The organism is Lentibacillus kimchii (genome assembly GCF_055381965.1).
The window spans coordinates 660445-679559 of record NZ_AP043934.1 but is presented as its reverse complement, the minus strand read 5'-3'; the positions used below and the strand labels follow the sequence as shown (position 1 = coordinate 679559).

Below are 19115 nucleotides of genomic sequence, written 5' to 3'. Positions count from 1 at the left end.
GCCAGGGTCTCACCTATACCTCTTTTCCCGCAGGAGATTAGCCGTTTTCCCGTACAGAAAAGCGCGGAAAACCTGCTGCAATAGCAATCAAGCCAGCAATTCCTAATAAAATCGGATAAATGCAGTACGGCATAATGGCGACAGGCGATATCGACGCCACGCCGGCAATTGCCAATAATTGCGCACCATATGGTAAAATGCCCTGGAAAGCACTGCCGAAAATATCCAGAACACTGGCTGTGCGGCGCGGATCAATGCCAAAGCGCTCCGAAATTTGCTTGGCCAGGGAACCGACACTGATAATCGCAATGGTATTGTTAGCCGTTGACAGGTCAAACACCCCAACAATCCCGGCAATACCAACTTCAGCCCCTTTTCTTGAGTTAATGCGCTTGCTGATTGTCCGCAACAGAAAATCAATCCCGCCATTCACACGGATAAGTTCAACCAATCCGCCCAGTAAAATGGCTAACAGCGCCAGTTCCTGCATGCCTGCCATGCCATCGCCAAGCTTCGTCAAAAAAGCCATGACATTAAAGGAACTTTCATAAAAACCAACAGCTCCCGCTAACGCAATGCCGCCGATCAGGACATAAATGACATTAACACCTATAACAGCAAAAATAAGGACAGCAAGATACGGCAGCACTTTAATCAACTCAAATGGATGCTCACCGCTAATGGAGCCGCCGGCGTTCCATGTCAGAACACCAAACACAACCGCCGTTATAACAGCAGTAGGCAGCGCGATGAAAATATTCACCTTAAATTTATCGCTCATCTTCACAGCCTGCGTTTTGACAGCAGCAATCGTTGTATCCGAAATAATCGACAAATTATCCCCGAACATGGCACCGCTGATGATCGCACCCAAAATCAGTGGCATGCTCATGCCTGTCTCATCAGCCAAACCGACACCAATGGGGCCAAGTGCCACAACCGTGCCCACCGATGTTCCCATAGAAATGGAAATGAAGCAGCCAATCACAAACAAGCCCACAACCAAGAGACTTTCCGGCAGAATTGTCAGACCGAGATTCACCGTCGAATCAACAGCCCCAACGCCTTTAGCCACTTCAGAAAAAGCACCTGCCAGCAGGTAAATAATGACCATAAGCATAATATTCGGATGCCCTGCTCCTTTAGTCAGATAATCCAGCTTGTCGTTAAAAGGCATTTTCCGGTTCATCAATAAAGCTGCCAGAATAGCGATAAAGACCGCTACCAAAATAGGCAGTTTATAAAAGTCACCACTGATAATACCGGAACCGATAAACAGGACGAGAAAAATGACAAACGGGATTAACGCCGATGCACGCCCTTTATTCAAATCTGATGTATCCATGTCTACTCCTCCATTCATGATAGTTTCGCGCGTCTGCGTCCAGGACAGTTAAGCAAGGCAGACTGAACACTCGGCCTGCAAACAAATGGCTGTGCCGGCGTTTTAAGGGAATAAAAAAGCCCTCCGTTTTGGAAGGCGTTAGTCCGGACACCTTATCTGTCAAAACGCTCAAAACGCGAATTGCTGGATTTAGCACCTTGCATATTTGCAGGTTGCCGGGCTTCACAGGGCCAGTTCCCTCAGCCGCTCTGGATAAGTCATATGAAATTGGTTGATAATTCGAAAGTATAATAGAAGAAGCTGCATGTGTCAATAGCCGTACCTGTAAAAAGTGAATCGAATGGTGATACTTATGGCCGTAAGCCGCTTAAACTGCTTGATCATGCCCCTTCTGTTTATTATCAAATACAGGGTCCAGGACCGCCAGCAGTAATGAAAGAATCAGCTTGGTTCCACCCGAAAGTGTGATACTGTCTATAAACGCATCCACCGCCACAATAACTAACCAGTTCGACGCAAACGAAAAAAGCAATTGAACAAAAAATGCGAATCCCCTGCCTGTCATATTTTTAACAGACAGTTCAGCCATCGCCTCAAACGGCAGATCAACCACCGTTCCCAGGATAAAAAAGCTGGCCACAAACAACAGAAGGGACCAAATCGACTGGTACTGAACGCCCAGCAGCTCAAATGCACCCGCAAAACCAAAGAAGAACATCGCTAACACAAAACCGAGAACCAGGCTCATAAACAGCGTGGCGCCAATAACAGTAACGATTTTATCTTTTAATGTCATATCGCGAAACGAATGGTCCTGTTCATCAGACAAAAAGGGACCCTCCCAGCACGTTAATTAAAGAATAGTTCGATTGTAACATTTACCCATTAAAGGATCATATTGTGACGAATACCTACTTTCAAGCACCCTGCTTTATTTTTTCACGCCAACAATTTATGATGAACAGTGTACGGGATAAATTTGCGTTAGGAGACACACTAATATGCCTAAAAATATTCTAATGGTCGTAACCAATCATGAAAAGATTACAGAAGAGATCAAATCGGGTATATGGCTATCCGAATTTGCAGAAGCCTACAATGAATTTAAAGAGCAGGGCTACACGGTTATGGTTGCAAGTCCACAGGGCGGCAAATCGCCAGTGGATCAAAGCAGTATCGATGATCAGACACCACAGGCCATTCTCGATGCACAGCCCTATCTTGAGGAGACCGTCAAGCTGGATGAGCTGGATCCCCGGAACTTTGATGCGATATTCCTCCCTGGCGGCCATGGTGCCATGTATGATCTTCCGGAAAACCAAACGCTGCAGACATTTTTACGTGATTTCTATGAAGCTGATAAACCAGTAGGCGCTGTCTGTCATGGTCCAGCCGGATTGGTTGGTGTCACACTTTCGAACGGCGAACCGCTTATAGCCGGCAAGAAAGTCAACGCCTTCACAAATCTGGAAGAGCGCGATACAACACTTGATAACTATGTGCCTTTCTTACTGGAAAGCAAAATCCGTGATCTCGGAGCTATTTACGTCGCCGCTCCTAACTGGACATCACATGTTGAAAAAGACGGCAACCTGGTTACCGGACAAAATCCGCAATCAACGCTCGCCGTGACACAATCATTCATCAAACTGCTTGGCTAATAATGAATAGGGGATCAGCTGCGGCTGGTCTCCTTTTTTAATAGATGAAATAGAGTCTCCGGTCATGACTCGCCCATCATTAGCTAGTGCAACAGCCACTCCCCATTCAGAAAAAGCTATTCCACAACGACATCGACCACATCCGGAAGTGATACAACGCTGTCCGCTTGATCAAATCTTAAAACACCGGCAAACGTATCAATCATAAGCAGTCTCCCCCGGATTTTTTGAAAATCATGCAAGTCGTGATCATAGTACTCGGCTTCAATCATCAGATCATCGTTTATAGCCAGCTGCAGCTTTGTATCGATTTCCATCTGCTTCTGTTCATCAAGAATTGGTTTTTCTTTATATTCCTGCTCCTGCCATAGCTGTCTGAGCATTTCCTCATGTTCCGGCATCATCATAGCCGTCCATTTTTTAGTGCCGCGATCATTAATGTCAGCCATACAATCACTTCTTTCAAGAACATTTGTTCGTATTATATCATAAAAATAGCGATTGTCCAATGGTTACTTATATGGCAAATAAACTGAGACAACGAATGATGCCCGATCGAAATTGCAACACCAGCATTAAACTAAATGGTTCACAAAACACATTTTTATGGTATACTTTATACAGAATCTTCGTACATTAAAACCGGCAGTAAATCAGCGGTCAACAATAGACTGAACCCCTTTCGTCCCACGTCGAGCTGCCAACCCAGGGTGAGGTTTATTTGTTGGCCATGATGTACGATAAATTAGCGGTGTTTCTTCTATTATTGAAATGATTAAATTTGGTAAGACGAGCTATGAAAGGTGTGAGACCGTTTGAATTACATAAAATATTTAGAATCTGAGGATGGCACAAAATTATATACGAAGGTGAATGATGTCGCTGTCCCTAAAGCCAATTTGATTATATCGCATGGTATTGCTGAACATTTAGATCGCTATGATCAAGTTGCGGATTTTTTTCAAACGAATCATATAAATGTCATTCGATATGATCAACGGGGGCATGGACGCTCGGGAGGCAAATCCACCTATTATAGTCGCGTAGATGAAATTACAGAGGACCTTGACGCAATTGTGACATATACTCGGGCCAACTACAGCGGGAAAATTTTTTTACTCGGTCATAGTATGGGCGGGTATACGGTATCTCTTTACGGAACGAAATATCCTAACAAAATTGATGGCTATATTACCTCGGGGGCTGCAACTAGAATGAATAATAGTCCTTTCGGGGAAATCGATACCTCATTGTCAGATGACTATTATGTAGAGAACGCTCTAGCTGATGGCGTTTGTTCTGATCAAGAGGTAGCAGAAAAATATGAATATGATGACCTGGTAAGCAAAAAAATAGCGATGGGTCTTATCTATCGTTTAGCAGAAGGAATCGAATTTTTAAAACAAAATCCAGAATCATTTGTTGATCCTATCCTCATTATGCATGGCCGTCATGATGGTTTAGTTTCAACAGAAGATTCTTTTCAGTTTTATCGTGAAATTGCATCTAAGGATAAATCATTAAGAATATACGACGGACTTGAACATGAAATACTAAATGAATCATCCTATAATCATACAATATTCAATGATATGCTGAATTGGATTAATACCTATTTAGAATAAAACGGGCATTCAAACAAAGCAGCAATTGATAAAGCAAATTCTGCGTGAGTCTCCCCCACGCAGAATTTTTCGCAAAAGCATTCACCTGAAGTAACTTAGATATCTCCTGCTTAGTACGCACGCCATCCGCCGTCTACTGGCAGGGTGACGCCATTTCGAAGCGTTTTCTCCTAAGTCCCGGTAAACCGTGATAAAAGCATAATTGCGGGACGGCCAAATAGCCTATCTGATCATGTCAACCAGCCCTGCTGCGACGTCCATCGGGTCATTTTCGCCATGCGGATTAACGTCTGTCGCGACACTTCCCGGGTCGAGGAGTTCTACTTGCAGCCCATTAGCTTTTTCTTCTTCTGCAACTGTCTGAATCAGACCCTCGGCAGCTGCTTTGCCTGCCGAATAAGCACCGAATCCTTTCATATAAAAGTGCGCAAGACCTGATGTTACCGCAATAATAGCGCCACGCTCACGCTTGCGCAAAGCCGGCAGCATGTACTTGGTCACGAGGAATTGACTCGTCGCATTTTTATCGATTACCTGCTGCCATTGATCGAGTGTCAAGTCGTCAATCGGTCCTCTGGCAGGGACGCCGCCGACATTATTGACCAGAATATCAAGCCGCCCATCCGTTTGTTCCAGCAGTTCATCCCGAAGCTTTTGCACGCTCGCTTCGCTGGTCATATCACCCGGAATCACAAGCGTCTGCTGTTTGCCGATTTCCTCGCTGGCCTTCTGCAGCACGTCCTCCCGTCTGCCTGTCAGAACAACTGTCATGCCTTCATTCACGAGCGAGGCAGCAATCGCTTTACCCAAACCTGTGCCAGAACCTGTCACAAGCGCCACACGATTATCGTTTGCCATGAGTTCATCTCCTTAACGTTTTTTATCTATTTTTAAGCAGATCGTTGTTGTTTGGAAAGAACTATCCATTCGCGTCAGCCACTGCTTTTCAGTGAGGCTAATGACGTTTCGGAAAAAGGCCTCTAGTCCCCGCTGCCAGACAGTGATTAAATTAGAGCGTTTTAATATACCAAGCGTCCATTGCACCATGCTCCGAACCATCCAGCGGTTCATCCAGTTCCTGAAAACCAAACTTGTGATAGAGACTAGCGGCAACCTGGAGTTTCGTGGATGTTTCCAGATAACAATACGTATAATGCTGGCGGGCGAAGTCGAGTACTGTCGTCATTAATTGCTTGGACAGTCCTCTGCCTTGAAATTCAGGCGCAATATATAATTTCTGCAACTCGCCGACGTCGGATTCCTGTGCATAGGGAGCGATCCCCGCACCACCCGCGACTTCGTTCTTATCCGTCACGGCCACCCAATATTTGGCCGCGGTATACTCTTGGTAAAATTGCGCCAAATGACCCAGCTGAGGATCAAAGTAAGCTGTTCCGGGAATATCTAAGCCGGCATCCTCCAAACAGCGTCTAATAATACGTTCCAATGCCTGATTGTCCTTCGTTTCAATTTCGCGAATCTCCATCGTTTTTCCTCCCTCGTCTAAAGCCAGAACAAAGTCGAACGGCAATAATATGCAGCAATATCATGCCAAATTATGTAAGTTCTGCCGTAACAATGGCCGTACTCAGTAATGTTACCTTATAGCGTACCAATAGTCACTATTAGCTTTCCCGCCATGTCAGCTGTTAAACTAAAATGTGGAAAGTGCGGCCCGTCCAAATCAAACAACGGGGCCGTTGTGAAGCATGTTTTCAGGAATCATGCTTAATTGAATCACAATGCGCGCATACTGGAAAGGTGTGCCTTGTAACTTGCTCAGGCTGCATGATATTGTAACATTAGCTGAACGATTCCAGAGGAGGATCAATTATGACGCAGCCATTTTATAAAGATACACTCACCAGCACCGATTGGGTCAGCGATCATAAAGATGACCGCAACGTCCAGCTTGTTGAGGTTGACGTTGATAACACAGCCTATGAAACGGGACATATCCCGGGAGCGATTGCCTGGAACTGGACAACACAGCTCAATGATCAAACCCGCCGTGATATTTTAAACGGTGAGCAAATGGCTGAATTGCTCGGAAATTCAGGAATCACACCTGATACAATGATTATATTGTATGGTGATAACTATAACTGGTTTGCTGCTTACGCTTACTGGCAACTGAAAATGTTTGGCCATGAGCCTGTCAAAATCATGGATGGCGGCCATGTTAAATGGGAGCAGGAAAACCGCACCTATACAACCGACATTCCCGATGTCACGCCTGTCACCTATGAACCGACAACACTCGATCAATCGACACGCGCTGTACAGCCCGAAGTAGCCGAAGCGGTGAAACGCTCAGCCGCGCTCGTCGACGTCCGCAGCCCGCAGGAATACAGCGGTGACGTCATTGCACCGCCCGGCATGACCGAAACAGCTCAGCGCGGCGGCCATATCCCAGGCGCTGCCAACATTCCGTGGAGCCAGGCGGTTAATGCGGACGGAACATTCAAATCACCGGAAGAATTGAAAAAGCTGTATGCCGATCATGGCATTACACCGGATAAAGAAGTGATTACGTATTGCCGCATCGGCGAACGTGCCGCGCACACATGGTTCGCCCTGCATGAACTGCTCGGCTTTCAGAATGTCCGGAACTATGACGGATCCTGGACTGAATGGGGCAGCATGATCGGCGTCCCGATTGAAAAAGGAAACAGTGACCTTTAAGAGCACCTGATACGTAAAACAGCAGCCTTTTTAAAACTGGCAGCACAGAAGTTGTGCTGCCAGTTTTTATCGTTTTCTGTGCGGTGCTCGATCGACTTTCCAGTGCTCCCGATCGATTCTGTGCGGTGCTCGATCGACTTTCCGGTGCTCCCGATCGATTCTGTGCTGTGCTCGATCGATTTTCCGGTGCTCCCGATCGATTCTGTGCTGTGCTCGATCGATTTTCCAGTGTTCTCGATCGATTCTGTGCGGTGCTCGATCGATTTTCCAGTGCTCCCGATCAATTCTGTGCTGTGCTCGCGCGCCCCTGTGCGATGCTCGCGCGCTTTTGCGCGATGCTCGCGCGCCCCTGTGCTGTGCTCGCGCGCCCCTGTGCGATGCTCGCGCGCTTTTGCGCGATGCTCGCGCGCCCCTGTGCTGTGCTCGCGCGCCCTCGTCCTGTGCTCGCGCGGGCGCGTCCTGTGCTCGCGCGGGCGCGTCCTGTGCTCGCGCGCCTACTAATCCAAAGTATTCTTTTCAACTTTGCCGTCTTTCATGACCATTTGAATCGCGTCATTGGCGGCAAGAGAATCAATATCGTTAAGCGGGTTGCCGTTTACGACGAGCACATCTGCCAGTTTGCCGGATTCCAATGTACCAACCTGATCGTCCCATTCGAGGCATTCGGCAGCTGTTTTGGTTGATGCAACGATGGCTTCCATAGGTGACATGCCGATATCAGTCATGAGACTCAATTCACGCAGGTTTGTTCCGTGGTCCATGACGCCTGCGTCGGTTCCCATAGCAATTTTGACGCCTGCTTTATAGGCTTTTTCGATACTTGCTTTATGGGCTTCGATGACATCGCGTGCTTTTTGCACTGCTGTATCCGGCATGCCTTTTTCATCTGCCGTTTCGAGAACAGCGACCGGTGCCAGCAAGGTTGGTACGAGGAATGTATCGTTTGCAAGCATCAGTTCAATGGCTTCATCATCGAGAAAAATGCCGTGCTCAATGGAATGGATGCCTGCTTTGACTGCATTTTTAATGCCTTCTGACCCTTGGGCATGGGCCATGACTTTAGTTCCTCTGCGGAAACGGCCTTCTTCAACGATCACTTTTAATTCCTCAAGCGAAAATTGGGTGAATTCCGGATGATCGGTAGCGCTCATAACGCCGCCTGTTGCGTGAACTTTGATGACTTCTGCACCAGCGCGCAGCATCTCCCGTGTTTTCTTGCGGACTTCTTCTACCCCGTCGCAAATACCATTTGGCATGCCGCGATGGCCGGATGGCAGGATATCATTGGCATCCCCCGAAACCGTATAACCGTCACCATGACCGCCTGTTGTGGTTAGGGCGTTGATGCTTAATTCCATTCGTGGTCCGGAGATCAGCCCATCGTTCACAGCTTTTTTAACGCCGCGGTCGGTGCCCAGCGCATCACGCACCGAGGTGATTCCCGTATTCAGCGTCGTTTTCAAATACTGCTCCGCTTGATAATACATATAGGAGAATGGGGTTTCCAATTTTTCAGCTACTGGTTTATATTGCATCATCATATGCACATGGGAATCAATCAAACCTGGCATGATCGTTCCGCCCCCGGCATCCACGATTGTTTCATCACCAGTTGGTGTATAAGCCGCTTCCGGGCCTGCGAAAACAATCTGGTTATCCTCAACGACGACCGCACCATCAGGCTGAGCGTCGCCTCCGTTACCATCAATTAATTGGCCGTTTTTAATATATGTTCGCGTCATGGTGAATCCTTCCTTTCGCCATTAAATGTTTAAATCGTTTCGTGTCTTTGCTGATTCCTCAAAGCAGCGTTGCCGCATCCCCCCTTTTAAGAGTCGCCGCTCCGTATCGGATCATGCATACACCAATCAGCCTATCATATTTTCCATGCCTTTTACGTCACAAAAATCCGACTTTTCATATTATACTGTCTACAATGTGTTCACAAGCACGCCGGCTATCAGGACAGATACAACGGTTACGGTTGTAAACCCACCGATTAACATCGGTGATAACAATTCATTGAAAATAACATGCTCTTCCTGTTTAGTTCGTGCCACACTTCGGCTTGCCTCTTCACATAACAGGTAATCGCCGGGAAAGCCGAATAATGCCGTTAATGCAACAGGCATGCCTTTTAACGGATCCCAGTTCACCAGTTTGGAAACGATATAGCCGCCAAGTGACAAACCGGCTGTACCGAGAAGCAAAAGTGTGATGATCGCCGGCAGATTGGCCAGAACTTCCTGCGGTGTTACATCCGCCATGGTGCCAATAACGGCAAAAATAACGCCGATCATGGTAATGGTAAACGAATTGGCTTTCTCCAGGGACTTCTCTTCCAAAATCCCGAGCCGCAGTCCTATAATGCCAATCGCCAGGCACCACAGCGTGTAATGAATACCGGTGATATTGCCCAGCGCAACCCCGATGGCTGCCGCAACAAATACAAGGAACAATTTCAGCGTCATACTTGATCTGACAGGGCCCTCCGGCTTCGCTTCACTGGTTTGCGTCTCGTCTGCTGCCGCGGCTTGATCCGTTGCTGTGAACATGCCCTTATCTATCGCTCTCTGCACTTTTCTGGCGTACCTGCGGATGAAATTCAGCGCCAGCGGCATTCCCAGAACACCCTGGAAAGCAACCACCAGAGCAGGAATGACCACCAGACTCGCGCGCCCGACTTCTTTCAAGCTGTCTGTGGTGATCAAAAGAGCGATAAGGCCGCCATTAAGCGGGCCTACCCCAGCAACGGCGGTATGATAGTCAAATACCAGCGTGACAATTGTCAATATAAGGACGGCTGATACAACCATGCCCCCTAAAGCAACAAACACGGCTTTATACTGCTGTTTCAACAGCGAAAAGGGAATCATCGTCCCCATATGAACAATCGCAGGACCAATCAGGATCGATCCCAGCGCTGGAAACTGGGCCTTATCCAAAATGTCATCCGGAAAAACACCGGTCCACGATAAAACGAGAAATCCTACCATAGCCGTAAGCAGCATAGGGATTCTCGCCCGGGTTTTAATCGACAGCCACTCACCGAATGCGATGATGGCAAATACAAGCACCGTAGCTATCAACGGTTCGCTTAACATGAGAATCCCTCCGTTTAATCTTGTTGTTGTTTGTCACTTTTTAGCGAATTTTGTAAAAATAATCACGTGATAGTCGCTAATATAGCACCGTTCTTTTGTCTTGTCCATAGATTTTTTTCTGTTAATTTTTTATTTTCACTAATCTATTCGAAACCCTGACATAGCAAACTTGACGCATGACAATAACGTAAGCGGATACATGAATTCGATAAATTTTTAGGCAGAAAACGGCTTGAGTGATGGTTCTATTGACAACTGTATGTCATCATAATATAGTTGCCTTTGTTAATTATTAATAAAGGCAACTATATAGGAGGAGGAGCATGCAAGGGTTTTTTCAGCAATTTTTACGCTTGTACAGACCGCTTACCAATAAACTGAATGAGCTGCTGGCTGAATTCGGGCTGTCTTATTCGCTATGGCAGGTTATCTTTTATATTAAAAATATGGGCCCCTCACAGCTGTCATCGATTTCAGCTTATTTTTATATCGAACGGCCTTCTGTGACGAGAGTTGTGCAGCAGCTCGAGGAAAAAGGGCTTGTCGAACATGTCCCCGGGCAGGACAAGCGGCAAAAGAGTATTCAGCTTACAGAGCATGGTGTGGCGATTTACCATGCCTGCCGGGAAAAAATATCGGAACTGGAACACAGTATGCTGGCGGACATTCCAGACGAAACGCTGCAGACAGCTTTCGATCTGTTTCCTGAAATACGCCAGAATCTTATAGAGAAAGAGGAATAAATGTGACACCGACGAAACTATGGAACAAAGATTTTATTATCGTTTCGCTATCTAACTTATTTTTATATTTTATATTCTATTTATTAATTTCAACCATCTCTGTTTTTGCAATTAATCAGTTCGATGCCAGTACCAGTCAGGCTGGTTTTGCAGCTGGTGCCTTTGTGATTGGCATGCTCATAGCTCGCGTTTTTGCGGGACGGTATGTTGATTCATTCGGACCGAAAAAAATGCTGTATCTCGGATTCATTTTTACTGTTATAACAACATTCTTTTATTTTGCAGCCGGTAATTTAACGATGCTTTATATCGTCCGCATACTGCATGGCGGTTCGTTAGGCATCGCGATAACAGCAACAGGCGCGATTGTTGCGCGTATTGTGCCACCCGAAAAACACGGGGAAGGCATCGGCTATTATGCTTTAAGTATTCCCTTGGGCGCGGCAATAGGACCGCTTTTAGGCATGTTTATCACGCAGCACGCCCCATTTGATGTGAACTTTATTCTGTGCGCTGGTTTAGTTATCATCAGTTTCCTGTTTTCCCTTTTTCTAAAGGTTCCTAATGTGGCATTGACGGACGAGCAATTAGACGAAAAGGAAGGATTTAAACTCAGCAATTTCTTTGAATCCAAAGCATTGCCGATCGCGATTATTGCGCTGTTTGTCGGAACAGGCTATTCGAGTATTATATCCTTCCTGAATTCGTACGCGATCAACCTTGACCTCGTTGACATGGCCAGTTTCTTCTTTATTTTCTACGCAGCCGCAACGGTGGTTTCCCGGCCATTTGTCGGACGCTGGTTTGATTTGAAAGGCGAAAACGTCGTGATGTATCCAGCCTTTATAGCATTCGCAATTGGTTTGGCTGTCCTGAGTCAGGCCGATATTGCCGGCTGGTTCATTCTCCTGGCGGGCATCTTCGTCGGTCTTGGCTACGGCTCATTCATTTCCAGCGGACAGGCAATTGCTGTTAAAAACGCGCAAAAACACCGGGCAGGACTCGCAACGTCAACATTCTATATTTTCCTTGACGGCGGCGCGGGCGTCGGACCAAGCGTGCTCGGACTATTCATCCCCATGCTCGGTTTCCCCGGCCTGTACCTAACAATGGCCGGCCTCGTCATCATCAGCGGCATCCTGTATTACATGCTCCACGGCCGGAAAAAAAGCGCTGTGCAGCATACCGGCTATCAAGAAGCATCGTAATAATAATAAGAAGTACCAGGTACATACACAATTCTGAATAGTGTATGTACCTGGCACCAATGTATACCCGGCATTTTTCCGTCCAAACTATACGTAATACGACGAAAAAGATAGGATGAGTTAGATGCCATTATTAGAAAAGTTAACGCAAGCTCAAAGCACGTCTGGCTATGAGAATGAAGTACGTCAAATCATGAAACAAGAACTAGAGGGAGTAGCCAGCGAGATTTTGTACGATCGCACAGGAAGCATTTATGGGAAAAAAGCCGGAAACGCCGAAGGACCGCGCGTCATGCTCGCAGCACACATGGACGAAGTCGGTTTTATGGTGACAGGCATCACGAAAGACGGCTTCCTCCGCTTCACCCCGCTCGGCGGCTGGTGGGATCAAGTATTGCTTGCCCAGCGCGTCACCGTCATGACCAAACATAAAAAATTCACCGGTGTTATCGGTTCAAAACCGCCCCATTTACTAAGACCGGAAGAAAAGAAAAAAGTTTTCCCTATACGTGAGATGTATATTGATGTGGGCGGGCACAGCAAGGAAGACATTCAAAACTGGGGCATCTGCGTTGGCGACCCGATCGTTCCCATTTGCCCGTATGAAACCATGCCTGACGATGATACGATTCTCGCCAAAGCTCTCGATAACCGGATCGGCTGCTACATGGCAATTGAAACGGCGAAGCAATTAAAAGGAGCAGAACACCCCAACACCGTGTTTGCCGGCGCAAACGTTCAGGAAGAAGTCGGCCTGCGAGGCGCGGAAACATCACCATACGCGGTTGATCCAGACGTCGCCATCGTGCTCGACGTCGGTGTTTCCGAGGATACCCCAGGCACAAAAAGCGGTGATGTTGACCAGCCAGCTTTGCAAGAGGGGCCTCTTGTGTCATTTTTTGACGCCTCAATGATTCCCAATACACGGCTGCGTGATCTGGTCATCGACACCGCCGAAACGCATAACATTCCTTACCAGATTGAAGTCACAACTGGCGGCGGAACCGATGCCGGAAAGATTCACATGTATCAGGAAGGCGTGCCAACCATCGTCATAGGCGCACCCATCCGCTACATGCACAGCCACGTCTCACTCGCAAGCCAACAAGATATCGATAACAGCGTCAAACTGCTCACCGAACTAACCAAACGCCTCGACACCGACACATTCAAGTCCCTTATCAATTATTGATTAGGTGCCAGGTACATACACAATTCTGAATAGTGTATGTACCTTGGCACCAAGAAGAGCAAAAAGCCCTGCAGAGACTTATTTCCCTGCAGGGCTTTTAAACACAATATTATCTTTCTAAAGTGGCAACAATCTCATCCTCAATTAAACTGTTTTGATGCTCAACTATTGCAGGAACTAAGAACAAATCAACAATCAGCCAAACCCCGACAACAATCAAGGCGACAATACCAATTATCAGAATGGCTGTGAGCCAGCCGCCAACTGTCAGACACAGCTGAGCAATGGCTGATCCTTTTTTACCCAAATAAAAGCGGTGTATTCCTAAAGATCCCAGGAAAATCAATAAAACATAAGATAATAGCATGCTTTTTCCTTTTCGCTGCAACTCTGAATTCACAAGCATTCTTTCTTCATTTGTCAACTGCATTCTAATCACCTCCTATCCTCTATTGAATCAATTCGGGATATGCGACAAAAATCCTGCTGGTTGGCACACAAACAATTCTGAATAGTGTATGTACCTGGCACCAAAAAGGACACCCAGAAGTGATTGGCGCCCGTGCAGGGCTTTTCGGAAACAGGGCAGCTGCTGCACTCTATCTCGATCGATGTTGTCTGCTTCTCGTTCGGGTTTGTGTGTTGTTCTGGTTTGCTTCGTCCGGGTTCGCACTTTGGCCCCATTCGGGTGAGTGGTACAGCACAGCACTGAGGCCGACGCCGATGATAAACCATTGCAACAGGCCGATTGATGGCATATTGGAAAAGAACGAGATTTCCACACTCTGATAGACGAGCAGCCCAAGAAAAAAGCATGCTGTCCAGCGCACAACGGTTAAATTCAAGCGTTTCAGCAGCACTTTCCAGATTCCAAAAAGCAATAGTATAAAGAATGCAAGGCCAACCAGACCATTTTCCAGAAAGATTTGCAGATACTGATTATGAGCATGAACATACTGCGTACCATCCATAAAATCATTAGGATCGATACCCAGACCGTGTCCGAAAAATGGCTTTTCCAGCCCGTATTGAATCCCTTGCTCCCAAATATCCTGCCGTCCTGATAGTAATCGTTTGCCGAATGCATCGATCGACCACGCATTCAATTTCTCAAATAAACTCACATGGGAAGTCATACCAAATACTAATAGAAAAATAGCGTTAAAACCCATGACAGCGTAAAATAGTTTGGAAAACAATGGCTTAAACAAACTTAATACGATCCTGGCCGCAAGCATTACTAGAATTAACAGCATAGCAGCTCTGGCTGATGAAACATAAATAAGAATCAGGGCACTTGCTATGCTGATTCCAAGAAAAATCCGCCAGGCTGGCCGCACACGGTTGAAACGAACCAGCGGAAAAAACAGTAAGATAGACAGCAGGACACCCGTGATATTCGGATTGCGGATAAGACCTTGGAACCCTGTCAGTGGTGTTCCGGCGAATAGCCAATGAATTAAGAAAATCAGCGTCAGCCCTGCACTAATACAGGCAAAACGATTGAGCTGCGCGTCATTCCAAGCAATGTGGGCTGCTCCAAGCGCGAATGACAACACCAGCAAAATATGTATGAGCATAGTACCATCCTGATCGATGGGATTTGATATAAACAGCAATGCATTAAATACAGTAAATAGCAGCATACCCAAATAAAACAGCTTAAAAGATCGCAAAAAGACCATTTTTCGCGCAAATAAATAGCCAAGGATAAACAGCATCAAAAAATGAGTCAAACTCACCGTAACTATAGCCACGTCGCGAATCGGCAATTTGGTTAACATAAATGCATTAAACAATAATAACAAAAAAAATAGTGACGCCCGCCCAGCATAAGAGCCGGACGCAGTACCATTAGCATTCCATCTCTGCATAATAAGACCCCTTACTCCGTTTCTAACTGTTCTTGCCTAAGTTATTATATCAGTATCCGTACATGGGTACCAGGTACATAAACAATTCAGAAAACAACCCTGTGGATTACACCAGATAAACTGCGAACCAAGCAAGTTGATCAGGGACGTTCGCTGATTGATCCCAATTCAATGCATGACGATCAAACTATGAATATCGCGTTGGTGCTTTTTTTAAAAAACAGTGTCAATCTGTCAAATCCATATCCGCAACAAGCCTGAATGAGATCATTCCAAAAGCCAATTAAAAGATCCTGCGCAGGACTTTCCTCCACGCAAGGCCTTCCAATCAGCCAAATTGACAGAATTGTTTTTGTACCTGGCACCTATAGAACCATTGTCCGATAGATGAAGAGGACAAATTGGGATCGGGTTATGTTTTCTTCGGGGTTGAATGGATCGGCTATGGTCACATTGTTGTAGTACATTGTGTTGACTGGGCCTGGGTTCCAGAGCTTATCCTGATCTTCGAATGAATGCATCGATTCTGGCTCATCGTAATACGAATCAAATGCATCGTTCATAACCTGCGCCATTTGGGCACGCGTGAAGTACTCATTGGGGCGCAGTTTGCCGCCACCGCCGAGCAATCCCTGGTATTCGGCTTTACGCAATTGCTCCCTGTACAACTTAACTGCATCTGCATCTGACGCTTTTATATCATAATCGTCCGGGGCATCAAGGTCCAATATCTGATCAAGAATAACCGCGACGTGTTCCCTTTTTAACGGTTCATTAGAGCCAAAACGGCCATTATCATAACCTTTAATATAACCGTTCATCGAAGCATAGGCCAGTGCTGCCGCCCGCTTATCATCAATTGGATCAGAGAACACCATATTCTCGTTTCCCAGCTGAAGATATGCTGAAGCCACATAACCATCGGCTTGAACACCCTTTACCTTGTAGTAAGTAAAATCATTAGCAGGATTTGATGACTCGATCGGGTCACTGGTATCAATGGTTAACGGCGTATAAGGCCATAATCTCGTCGTCTCTCCCGTTATCGAGCCTGAATGTATATTGACATAACCATCTTTTCCGTCAATATAGACGACATCCCCCGCGTTATATTGCTGCTTCGAGGTGGTCTTGTGCGATGTTTTATAATGCTTGCCGGCAGGAAACTTCATCGTCTCATCCTCGTGCTCATACCGGATATCAAATTTCGGAAATTCAAAATACGTTTCATTCTTGCCATACAAAAGTGAGGCCTGTTCAATGCGCTGATAGATTTCCTGCTGATAGGTATCATCCGAATTGATGGCCGGATCATTCGTCTTGGCTAAACCATTATAGGCCATAATGGCAAAATACCAATCTTCCAGCACAGATTTCTCGTGCTGATTGATGTCCGGAAGATAACGTAGATTCCATTTATTCAAAAGCACCTGTGCTCCAATGTTAATATTATATTTCCAATCGGTTTTCAGCCGCTCGCGATCCACTTGCATATCGATGTTGTCAGGCGTTACTTGCATGATGCCAATGCCGCCATCCGGCGACGTATGCGGTGTTCCGTCGTCGTCAAACTGTCTGTAATTCGATTCATGGGCGGCAATCGCCTTTAAAATTTCTGGTGGAATATCCAGATCGTGCGCCACGTCCACTGCTTTTTCCTTCACCTCATCAACTGGCGGATTAACCGTTTCCGCAGCCGATGCATTGGCAGTCATCAAACAAAACAAAGCTGTGCAAACAACCGCCGCCATCATTAAACGTCTCACTGCCGACCCCCCTATTCACACATTTCTGAAGCTAATTATAACGCATATTTTCATAGATTAATAGAGGTGGTGCCAGGTGCATACACAATTCTGAATTGTGTATGTACCTGGCACCGCGCAGGAGGCACCCGCAGTAAGGCCTGTCAGGCATATCGTTCAGCCGTGGCGCTTTTTGTCAGCAGGCCGCCGCCTTCTTTCAAATATGTTTCCATGCCTTCTGCTGCGCGGTAAGCGAAGGCGCCGATGGTTTCGGTTGGGTTATAGTTGCTGAAATGCGGAAAGGATGATGAGCCGACAACGAATAAATTTTCCATATCCCACATTTGCGAGTACGTATTGACTGCGGATGTGGCTTTATCCGCGCCCATGATCACCCCGCCGCCATTATGAGAATTGGTATAAGCATTGTTGAATTCCACATCATCCGGCAGATCATCTGAGTCCACAATATCAGCACCCATTTTCTTCATAATCTCCGTAGCGCGCTTAATCGCGTATTGCCCCAGTTTGCGCTCCTGATCATGATATTCGTAGGTGACCCGCAGCAAAGGATTGCCGAGAAAATCTGTATATGTCGGATCCAGATCCATATAGTTCGTATCCCAGGGCATCGCACCGCACTGGGCATCGACATATAAATTGCGATTCGTATAATGGAGCATCTTATCCTTGAATTCCTTGCCCCACGTCGGCGTCCCATCAGGCACATTGTTATTTTCAATCGGCCGATTGCCCATCACACGAATATGCGGCTCAAAACCATGCAGAAAATCCAAATCACTGTGATCAATATTATCGCCGCTAAAATCATCCAATGTAGACGCGAGTGCGCCCGCTCCAGCAAAGTTATTGAATTTCTTATCATCAAAATACCCTCTCGCACCAAGGTAATTGATATTATTAAAATGACCGGTGAAATTTTTGCCTATAATGCCTTTGCCGGTTTTCGGATCATACGGTTCGCCAATATCCGACAAAAGCAACAAACGGGTATTGGTGAAGACAAATCCCGCCAGAACCACGATGTCCGCGGGCTGCTCGAATGTCTCGCCGGTTTTGTTATTAACATACTGAATGCCGGTCGCCTTCTTGCCGTTATGCAGCACTTTGGTAGCGGTGGACTGGTTGCGCAGCTCATAATTGCCGGTTTTTTTCGCTGTCGCCAGAACCGTAATAATCGGATCCGCCTTCGCGCCAAAATCACACCCAAACGTCTCGCAAAACGCACAGTACATGCACGCATTAATTTGTTCGCCATCCGGGTTGGTATAGGCCTCCGTTACGTTGGCAGATGGAATTTGATAGGGATGATAGCCCAGCTCCTTGGCCGCCTGTTTGAACAGCTTGGTAGATGGCGTATCTTTCATGGGCGGATTGGGAAATTTGTCAGAACGCTCCGGCCCGATCGGATTCTCCTCGCCAGAGATGCCAGCCGTCTTTTCATATTTATCATAATAAGGCTCCATGTCATCATAAGTAACGCCCCAATCCTGCAAATTCATGCCCTCGGGAATCTTATCTTTCCCGTAGCGATCAACAGTTTTGCTGTAAATTTCAAAGTCATAGGGCAGATAACGAAAATTGTGGCCATTCCAATGGACACCCGCCCCGCCTGTATTCGTCCCGAGAAACGCATTTTCGTTGCTGCGGACCGGCAACGCCTGTTTATCGCCATCGTTGCGCGACGTGATCGTTTCCTTCGATAAATCCTGCATCATTTCATAGCGCATGGAAAAACGAAGCTCATCCTTGCTTCCGACGTAATCATCATGATTTTTATCTTTCCCTCGCTCCAGACCGACCACCTGATAGCCTTTTTTGCTTAATTCAGCCGCCGTAATACCGCCAGCCCAGCCTGATCCGACAATCACCGCGTCCACTTTATCCAATTTCGTTGCCATTTGCGATCCCT

Annotated in this window: 18 protein-coding genes and 1 riboswitch; of the genes, 6 read left to right on the top strand and 12 right to left on the bottom strand. The window is 46.6% G+C overall.

Translation table 11 applies throughout. The annotated features are described in order from the left end of the window. Positions 1-37: 37 nt before the first annotated feature. Both ACZ444_RS03820 and ACZ444_RS03815 read right to left on the bottom strand, forming a co-directional pair. Entirely contained in the window at positions 38-1345 is a 1308-nt protein-coding gene (locus ACZ444_RS03820; RefSeq protein ID WP_382358650.1) for a Na+/H+ antiporter NhaC family protein, read from the bottom strand. A 149-nt stretch (positions 1346-1494) separates the two neighbouring features. Further along, positions 1495-1604, bottom strand: a riboswitch (SAM riboswitch). A 108-nt stretch (positions 1605-1712) separates the two neighbouring features. Next, on the bottom strand, positions 1713-2174 hold the full coding sequence (locus tag ACZ444_RS03815; RefSeq protein WP_382358649.1) for a YrvL family regulatory protein: 462 nt from the start codon (positions 2172-2174) through the stop codon (positions 1713-1715). Between the two features lie 172 nt (positions 2175-2346). Between ACZ444_RS03815 and ACZ444_RS03810 the strand changes: the two genes are divergently transcribed. Then, positions 2347-3006 (top strand): type 1 glutamine amidotransferase domain-containing protein, encoded by a 660-nt coding sequence (locus ACZ444_RS03810; protein WP_382358648.1) that lies wholly within the window; start codon positions 2347-2349, stop codon positions 3004-3006. A gap of 116 nt (positions 3007-3122) precedes the next feature. Here ACZ444_RS03810 and ACZ444_RS03805 read toward each other — a convergent pair whose 3' ends face one another. Beyond that, entirely contained in the window at positions 3123-3455 is a 333-nt protein-coding gene (locus ACZ444_RS03805) for a YolD-like family protein (RefSeq protein ID WP_382358647.1), read from the bottom strand. 366 nt (positions 3456-3821) lie between these two features. Between ACZ444_RS03805 and ACZ444_RS03800 the strand changes: the two genes are divergently transcribed. Beyond that, entirely contained in the window at positions 3822-4631 is an 810-nt protein-coding gene (locus tag ACZ444_RS03800; RefSeq protein ID WP_382358646.1) for an alpha/beta hydrolase, read from the top strand. Positions 4632-4853: 222 nt separating this feature from the next. On the opposite strand, the gene ACZ444_RS03795 is transcribed toward ACZ444_RS03800, so the two are convergent. Next, positions 4854-5489, bottom strand: coding sequence for an SDR family oxidoreductase (locus ACZ444_RS03795; protein ID WP_382358645.1), 636 nt, complete (start codon positions 5487-5489; stop codon positions 4854-4856). Positions 5490-5640: 151 nt separating this feature from the next. After that, positions 5641-6117 carry a GNAT family N-acetyltransferase gene (locus ACZ444_RS03790; protein WP_382358644.1) on the bottom strand — a complete coding sequence of 159 codons (477 nt, stop codon included), beginning with the start codon at positions 6115-6117 and terminating at the stop codon, positions 5641-5643. 347 nt (positions 6118-6464) lie between these two features. Between ACZ444_RS03790 and ACZ444_RS03785 the strand changes: the two genes are divergently transcribed. Continuing rightward, the gene (locus ACZ444_RS03785) at positions 6465-7316 is read left to right on the top strand and encodes a sulfurtransferase (RefSeq protein WP_382358643.1); all 852 of its coding nucleotides are present in this window, start codon (positions 6465-6467) and stop codon (positions 7314-7316) included. Here ACZ444_RS03785 and ACZ444_RS03780 read toward each other — a convergent pair. The 3 genes from ACZ444_RS03780 to ACZ444_RS03770 form a co-directional block, all read right to left on the bottom strand. After that, a complete protein-coding gene (locus tag ACZ444_RS03780; protein WP_382358642.1) occupies positions 7313-7600 on the bottom strand; it encodes a hypothetical protein in 288 nt (95 codons plus the stop codon). The genes ACZ444_RS03785 and ACZ444_RS03780 overlap by 4 nt on opposite strands. A gap of 213 nt (positions 7601-7813) precedes the next feature. Next, a complete protein-coding gene (locus ACZ444_RS03775) occupies positions 7814-9058 on the bottom strand; it encodes a metal-dependent hydrolase family protein (protein ID WP_382358641.1) in 1245 nt (414 codons plus the stop codon). 189 nt (positions 9059-9247) lie between these two features. Beyond that, positions 9248-10420: a hypothetical protein gene (locus ACZ444_RS03770; protein WP_382358640.1), complete on the bottom strand. Its 1173-nt coding sequence runs from the start codon at positions 10418-10420 to the stop codon at positions 9248-9250. A gap of 323 nt (positions 10421-10743) precedes the next feature. Here ACZ444_RS03770 and ACZ444_RS03765 point away from each other — a divergent pair, with 323 nt between their 5' ends. From ACZ444_RS03765 to ACZ444_RS03755, 3 genes are all read left to right on the top strand, one after another. After that, on the top strand, positions 10744-11163 hold the full coding sequence (locus ACZ444_RS03765; protein WP_382358639.1) for a MarR family winged helix-turn-helix transcriptional regulator: 420 nt from the start codon (positions 10744-10746) through the stop codon (positions 11161-11163). A 2-nt stretch (positions 11164-11165) separates the two neighbouring features. Beyond that, positions 11166-12371: an MFS transporter gene (locus ACZ444_RS03760; RefSeq protein ID WP_382358638.1), complete on the top strand. Its 1206-nt coding sequence runs from the start codon at positions 11166-11168 to the stop codon at positions 12369-12371. Positions 12372-12495: 124 nt separating this feature from the next. Next, the gene (locus ACZ444_RS03755) at positions 12496-13563 is read left to right on the top strand and encodes a M42 family metallopeptidase (protein WP_382358637.1); all 1068 of its coding nucleotides are present in this window, start codon (positions 12496-12498) and stop codon (positions 13561-13563) included. Between the two features lie 109 nt (positions 13564-13672). Here the strand turns inward: ACZ444_RS03755 and ACZ444_RS03750 are convergent, their stop codons facing one another. The 4 genes from ACZ444_RS03750 to ACZ444_RS03735 all read right to left on the bottom strand — a co-directional run bounded on the left by ACZ444_RS03750 (position 13673) and on the right by ACZ444_RS03735 (position 19104). After that, positions 13673-13993: a TM2 domain-containing protein gene (locus ACZ444_RS03750; protein WP_382358636.1), complete on the bottom strand. Its 321-nt coding sequence runs from the start codon at positions 13991-13993 to the stop codon at positions 13673-13675. Between the two features lie 169 nt (positions 13994-14162). Continuing rightward, positions 14163-15437 (bottom strand): O-antigen ligase family protein, encoded by a 1275-nt coding sequence (locus ACZ444_RS03745; RefSeq protein WP_382358635.1) that lies wholly within the window; start codon positions 15435-15437, stop codon positions 14163-14165. A 365-nt stretch (positions 15438-15802) separates the two neighbouring features. Continuing rightward, complete coding sequence (locus tag ACZ444_RS03740) at positions 15803-17203, bottom strand: S-layer homology domain-containing protein (RefSeq protein ID WP_382358634.1); 1401 nt, start codon at positions 17201-17203, stop codon at positions 15803-15805. A 143-nt stretch (positions 17204-17346) separates the two neighbouring features. Further along, the gene (locus ACZ444_RS03735; protein WP_382358633.1) at positions 17347-19104 is read right to left on the bottom strand and encodes a GMC family oxidoreductase; all 1758 of its coding nucleotides are present in this window, start codon (positions 19102-19104) and stop codon (positions 17347-17349) included. Positions 19105-19115: the final 11 nt, after the last annotated feature.

Coding starts and splice junctions, on each gene's coding strand:
- ACZ444_RS03820 (WP_382358650.1), bottom strand. CDS start 1,345: ATGGATACATCAGATTTGAATAAAGGGCGTGCATCGGCGTTAATCCCG.
- ACZ444_RS03810 (WP_382358648.1), top strand. CDS start 2,347: ATGCCTAAAAATATTCTAATGGTCGTAACCAATCATGAAAAGATTACA.
- ACZ444_RS03805 (WP_382358647.1), bottom strand. CDS start 3,455: ATGGCTGACATTAATGATCGCGGCACTAAAAAATGGACGGCTATGATG.
- ACZ444_RS03795 (WP_382358645.1), bottom strand. CDS start 5,489: ATGGCAAACGATAATCGTGTGGCGCTTGTGACAGGTTCTGGCACAGGT.
- ACZ444_RS03790 (WP_382358644.1), bottom strand. CDS start 6,117: ATGGAGATTCGCGAAATTGAAACGAAGGACAATCAGGCATTGGAACGT.
- ACZ444_RS03785 (WP_382358643.1), top strand. CDS start 6,465: ATGACGCAGCCATTTTATAAAGATACACTCACCAGCACCGATTGGGTC.
- ACZ444_RS03775 (WP_382358641.1), bottom strand. CDS start 9,058: ATGACGCGAACATATATTAAAAACGGCCAATTAATTGATGGTAACGGA.
- ACZ444_RS03770 (WP_382358640.1), bottom strand. CDS start 10,420: ATGTTAAGCGAACCGTTGATAGCTACGGTGCTTGTATTTGCCATCATC.
- ACZ444_RS03765 (WP_382358639.1), top strand. CDS start 10,744: ATGCAAGGGTTTTTTCAGCAATTTTTACGCTTGTACAGACCGCTTACC.
- ACZ444_RS03755 (WP_382358637.1), top strand. CDS start 12,496: ATGCCATTATTAGAAAAGTTAACGCAAGCTCAAAGCACGTCTGGCTAT.
- ACZ444_RS03750 (WP_382358636.1), bottom strand. CDS start 13,993: ATGCAGTTGACAAATGAAGAAAGAATGCTTGTGAATTCAGAGTTGCAG.
- ACZ444_RS03745 (WP_382358635.1), bottom strand. CDS start 15,437: ATGCAGAGATGGAATGCTAATGGTACTGCGTCCGGCTCTTATGCTGGG.
- ACZ444_RS03735 (WP_382358633.1), bottom strand. CDS start 19,104: ATGGCAACGAAATTGGATAAAGTGGACGCGGTGATTGTCGGATCAGGC.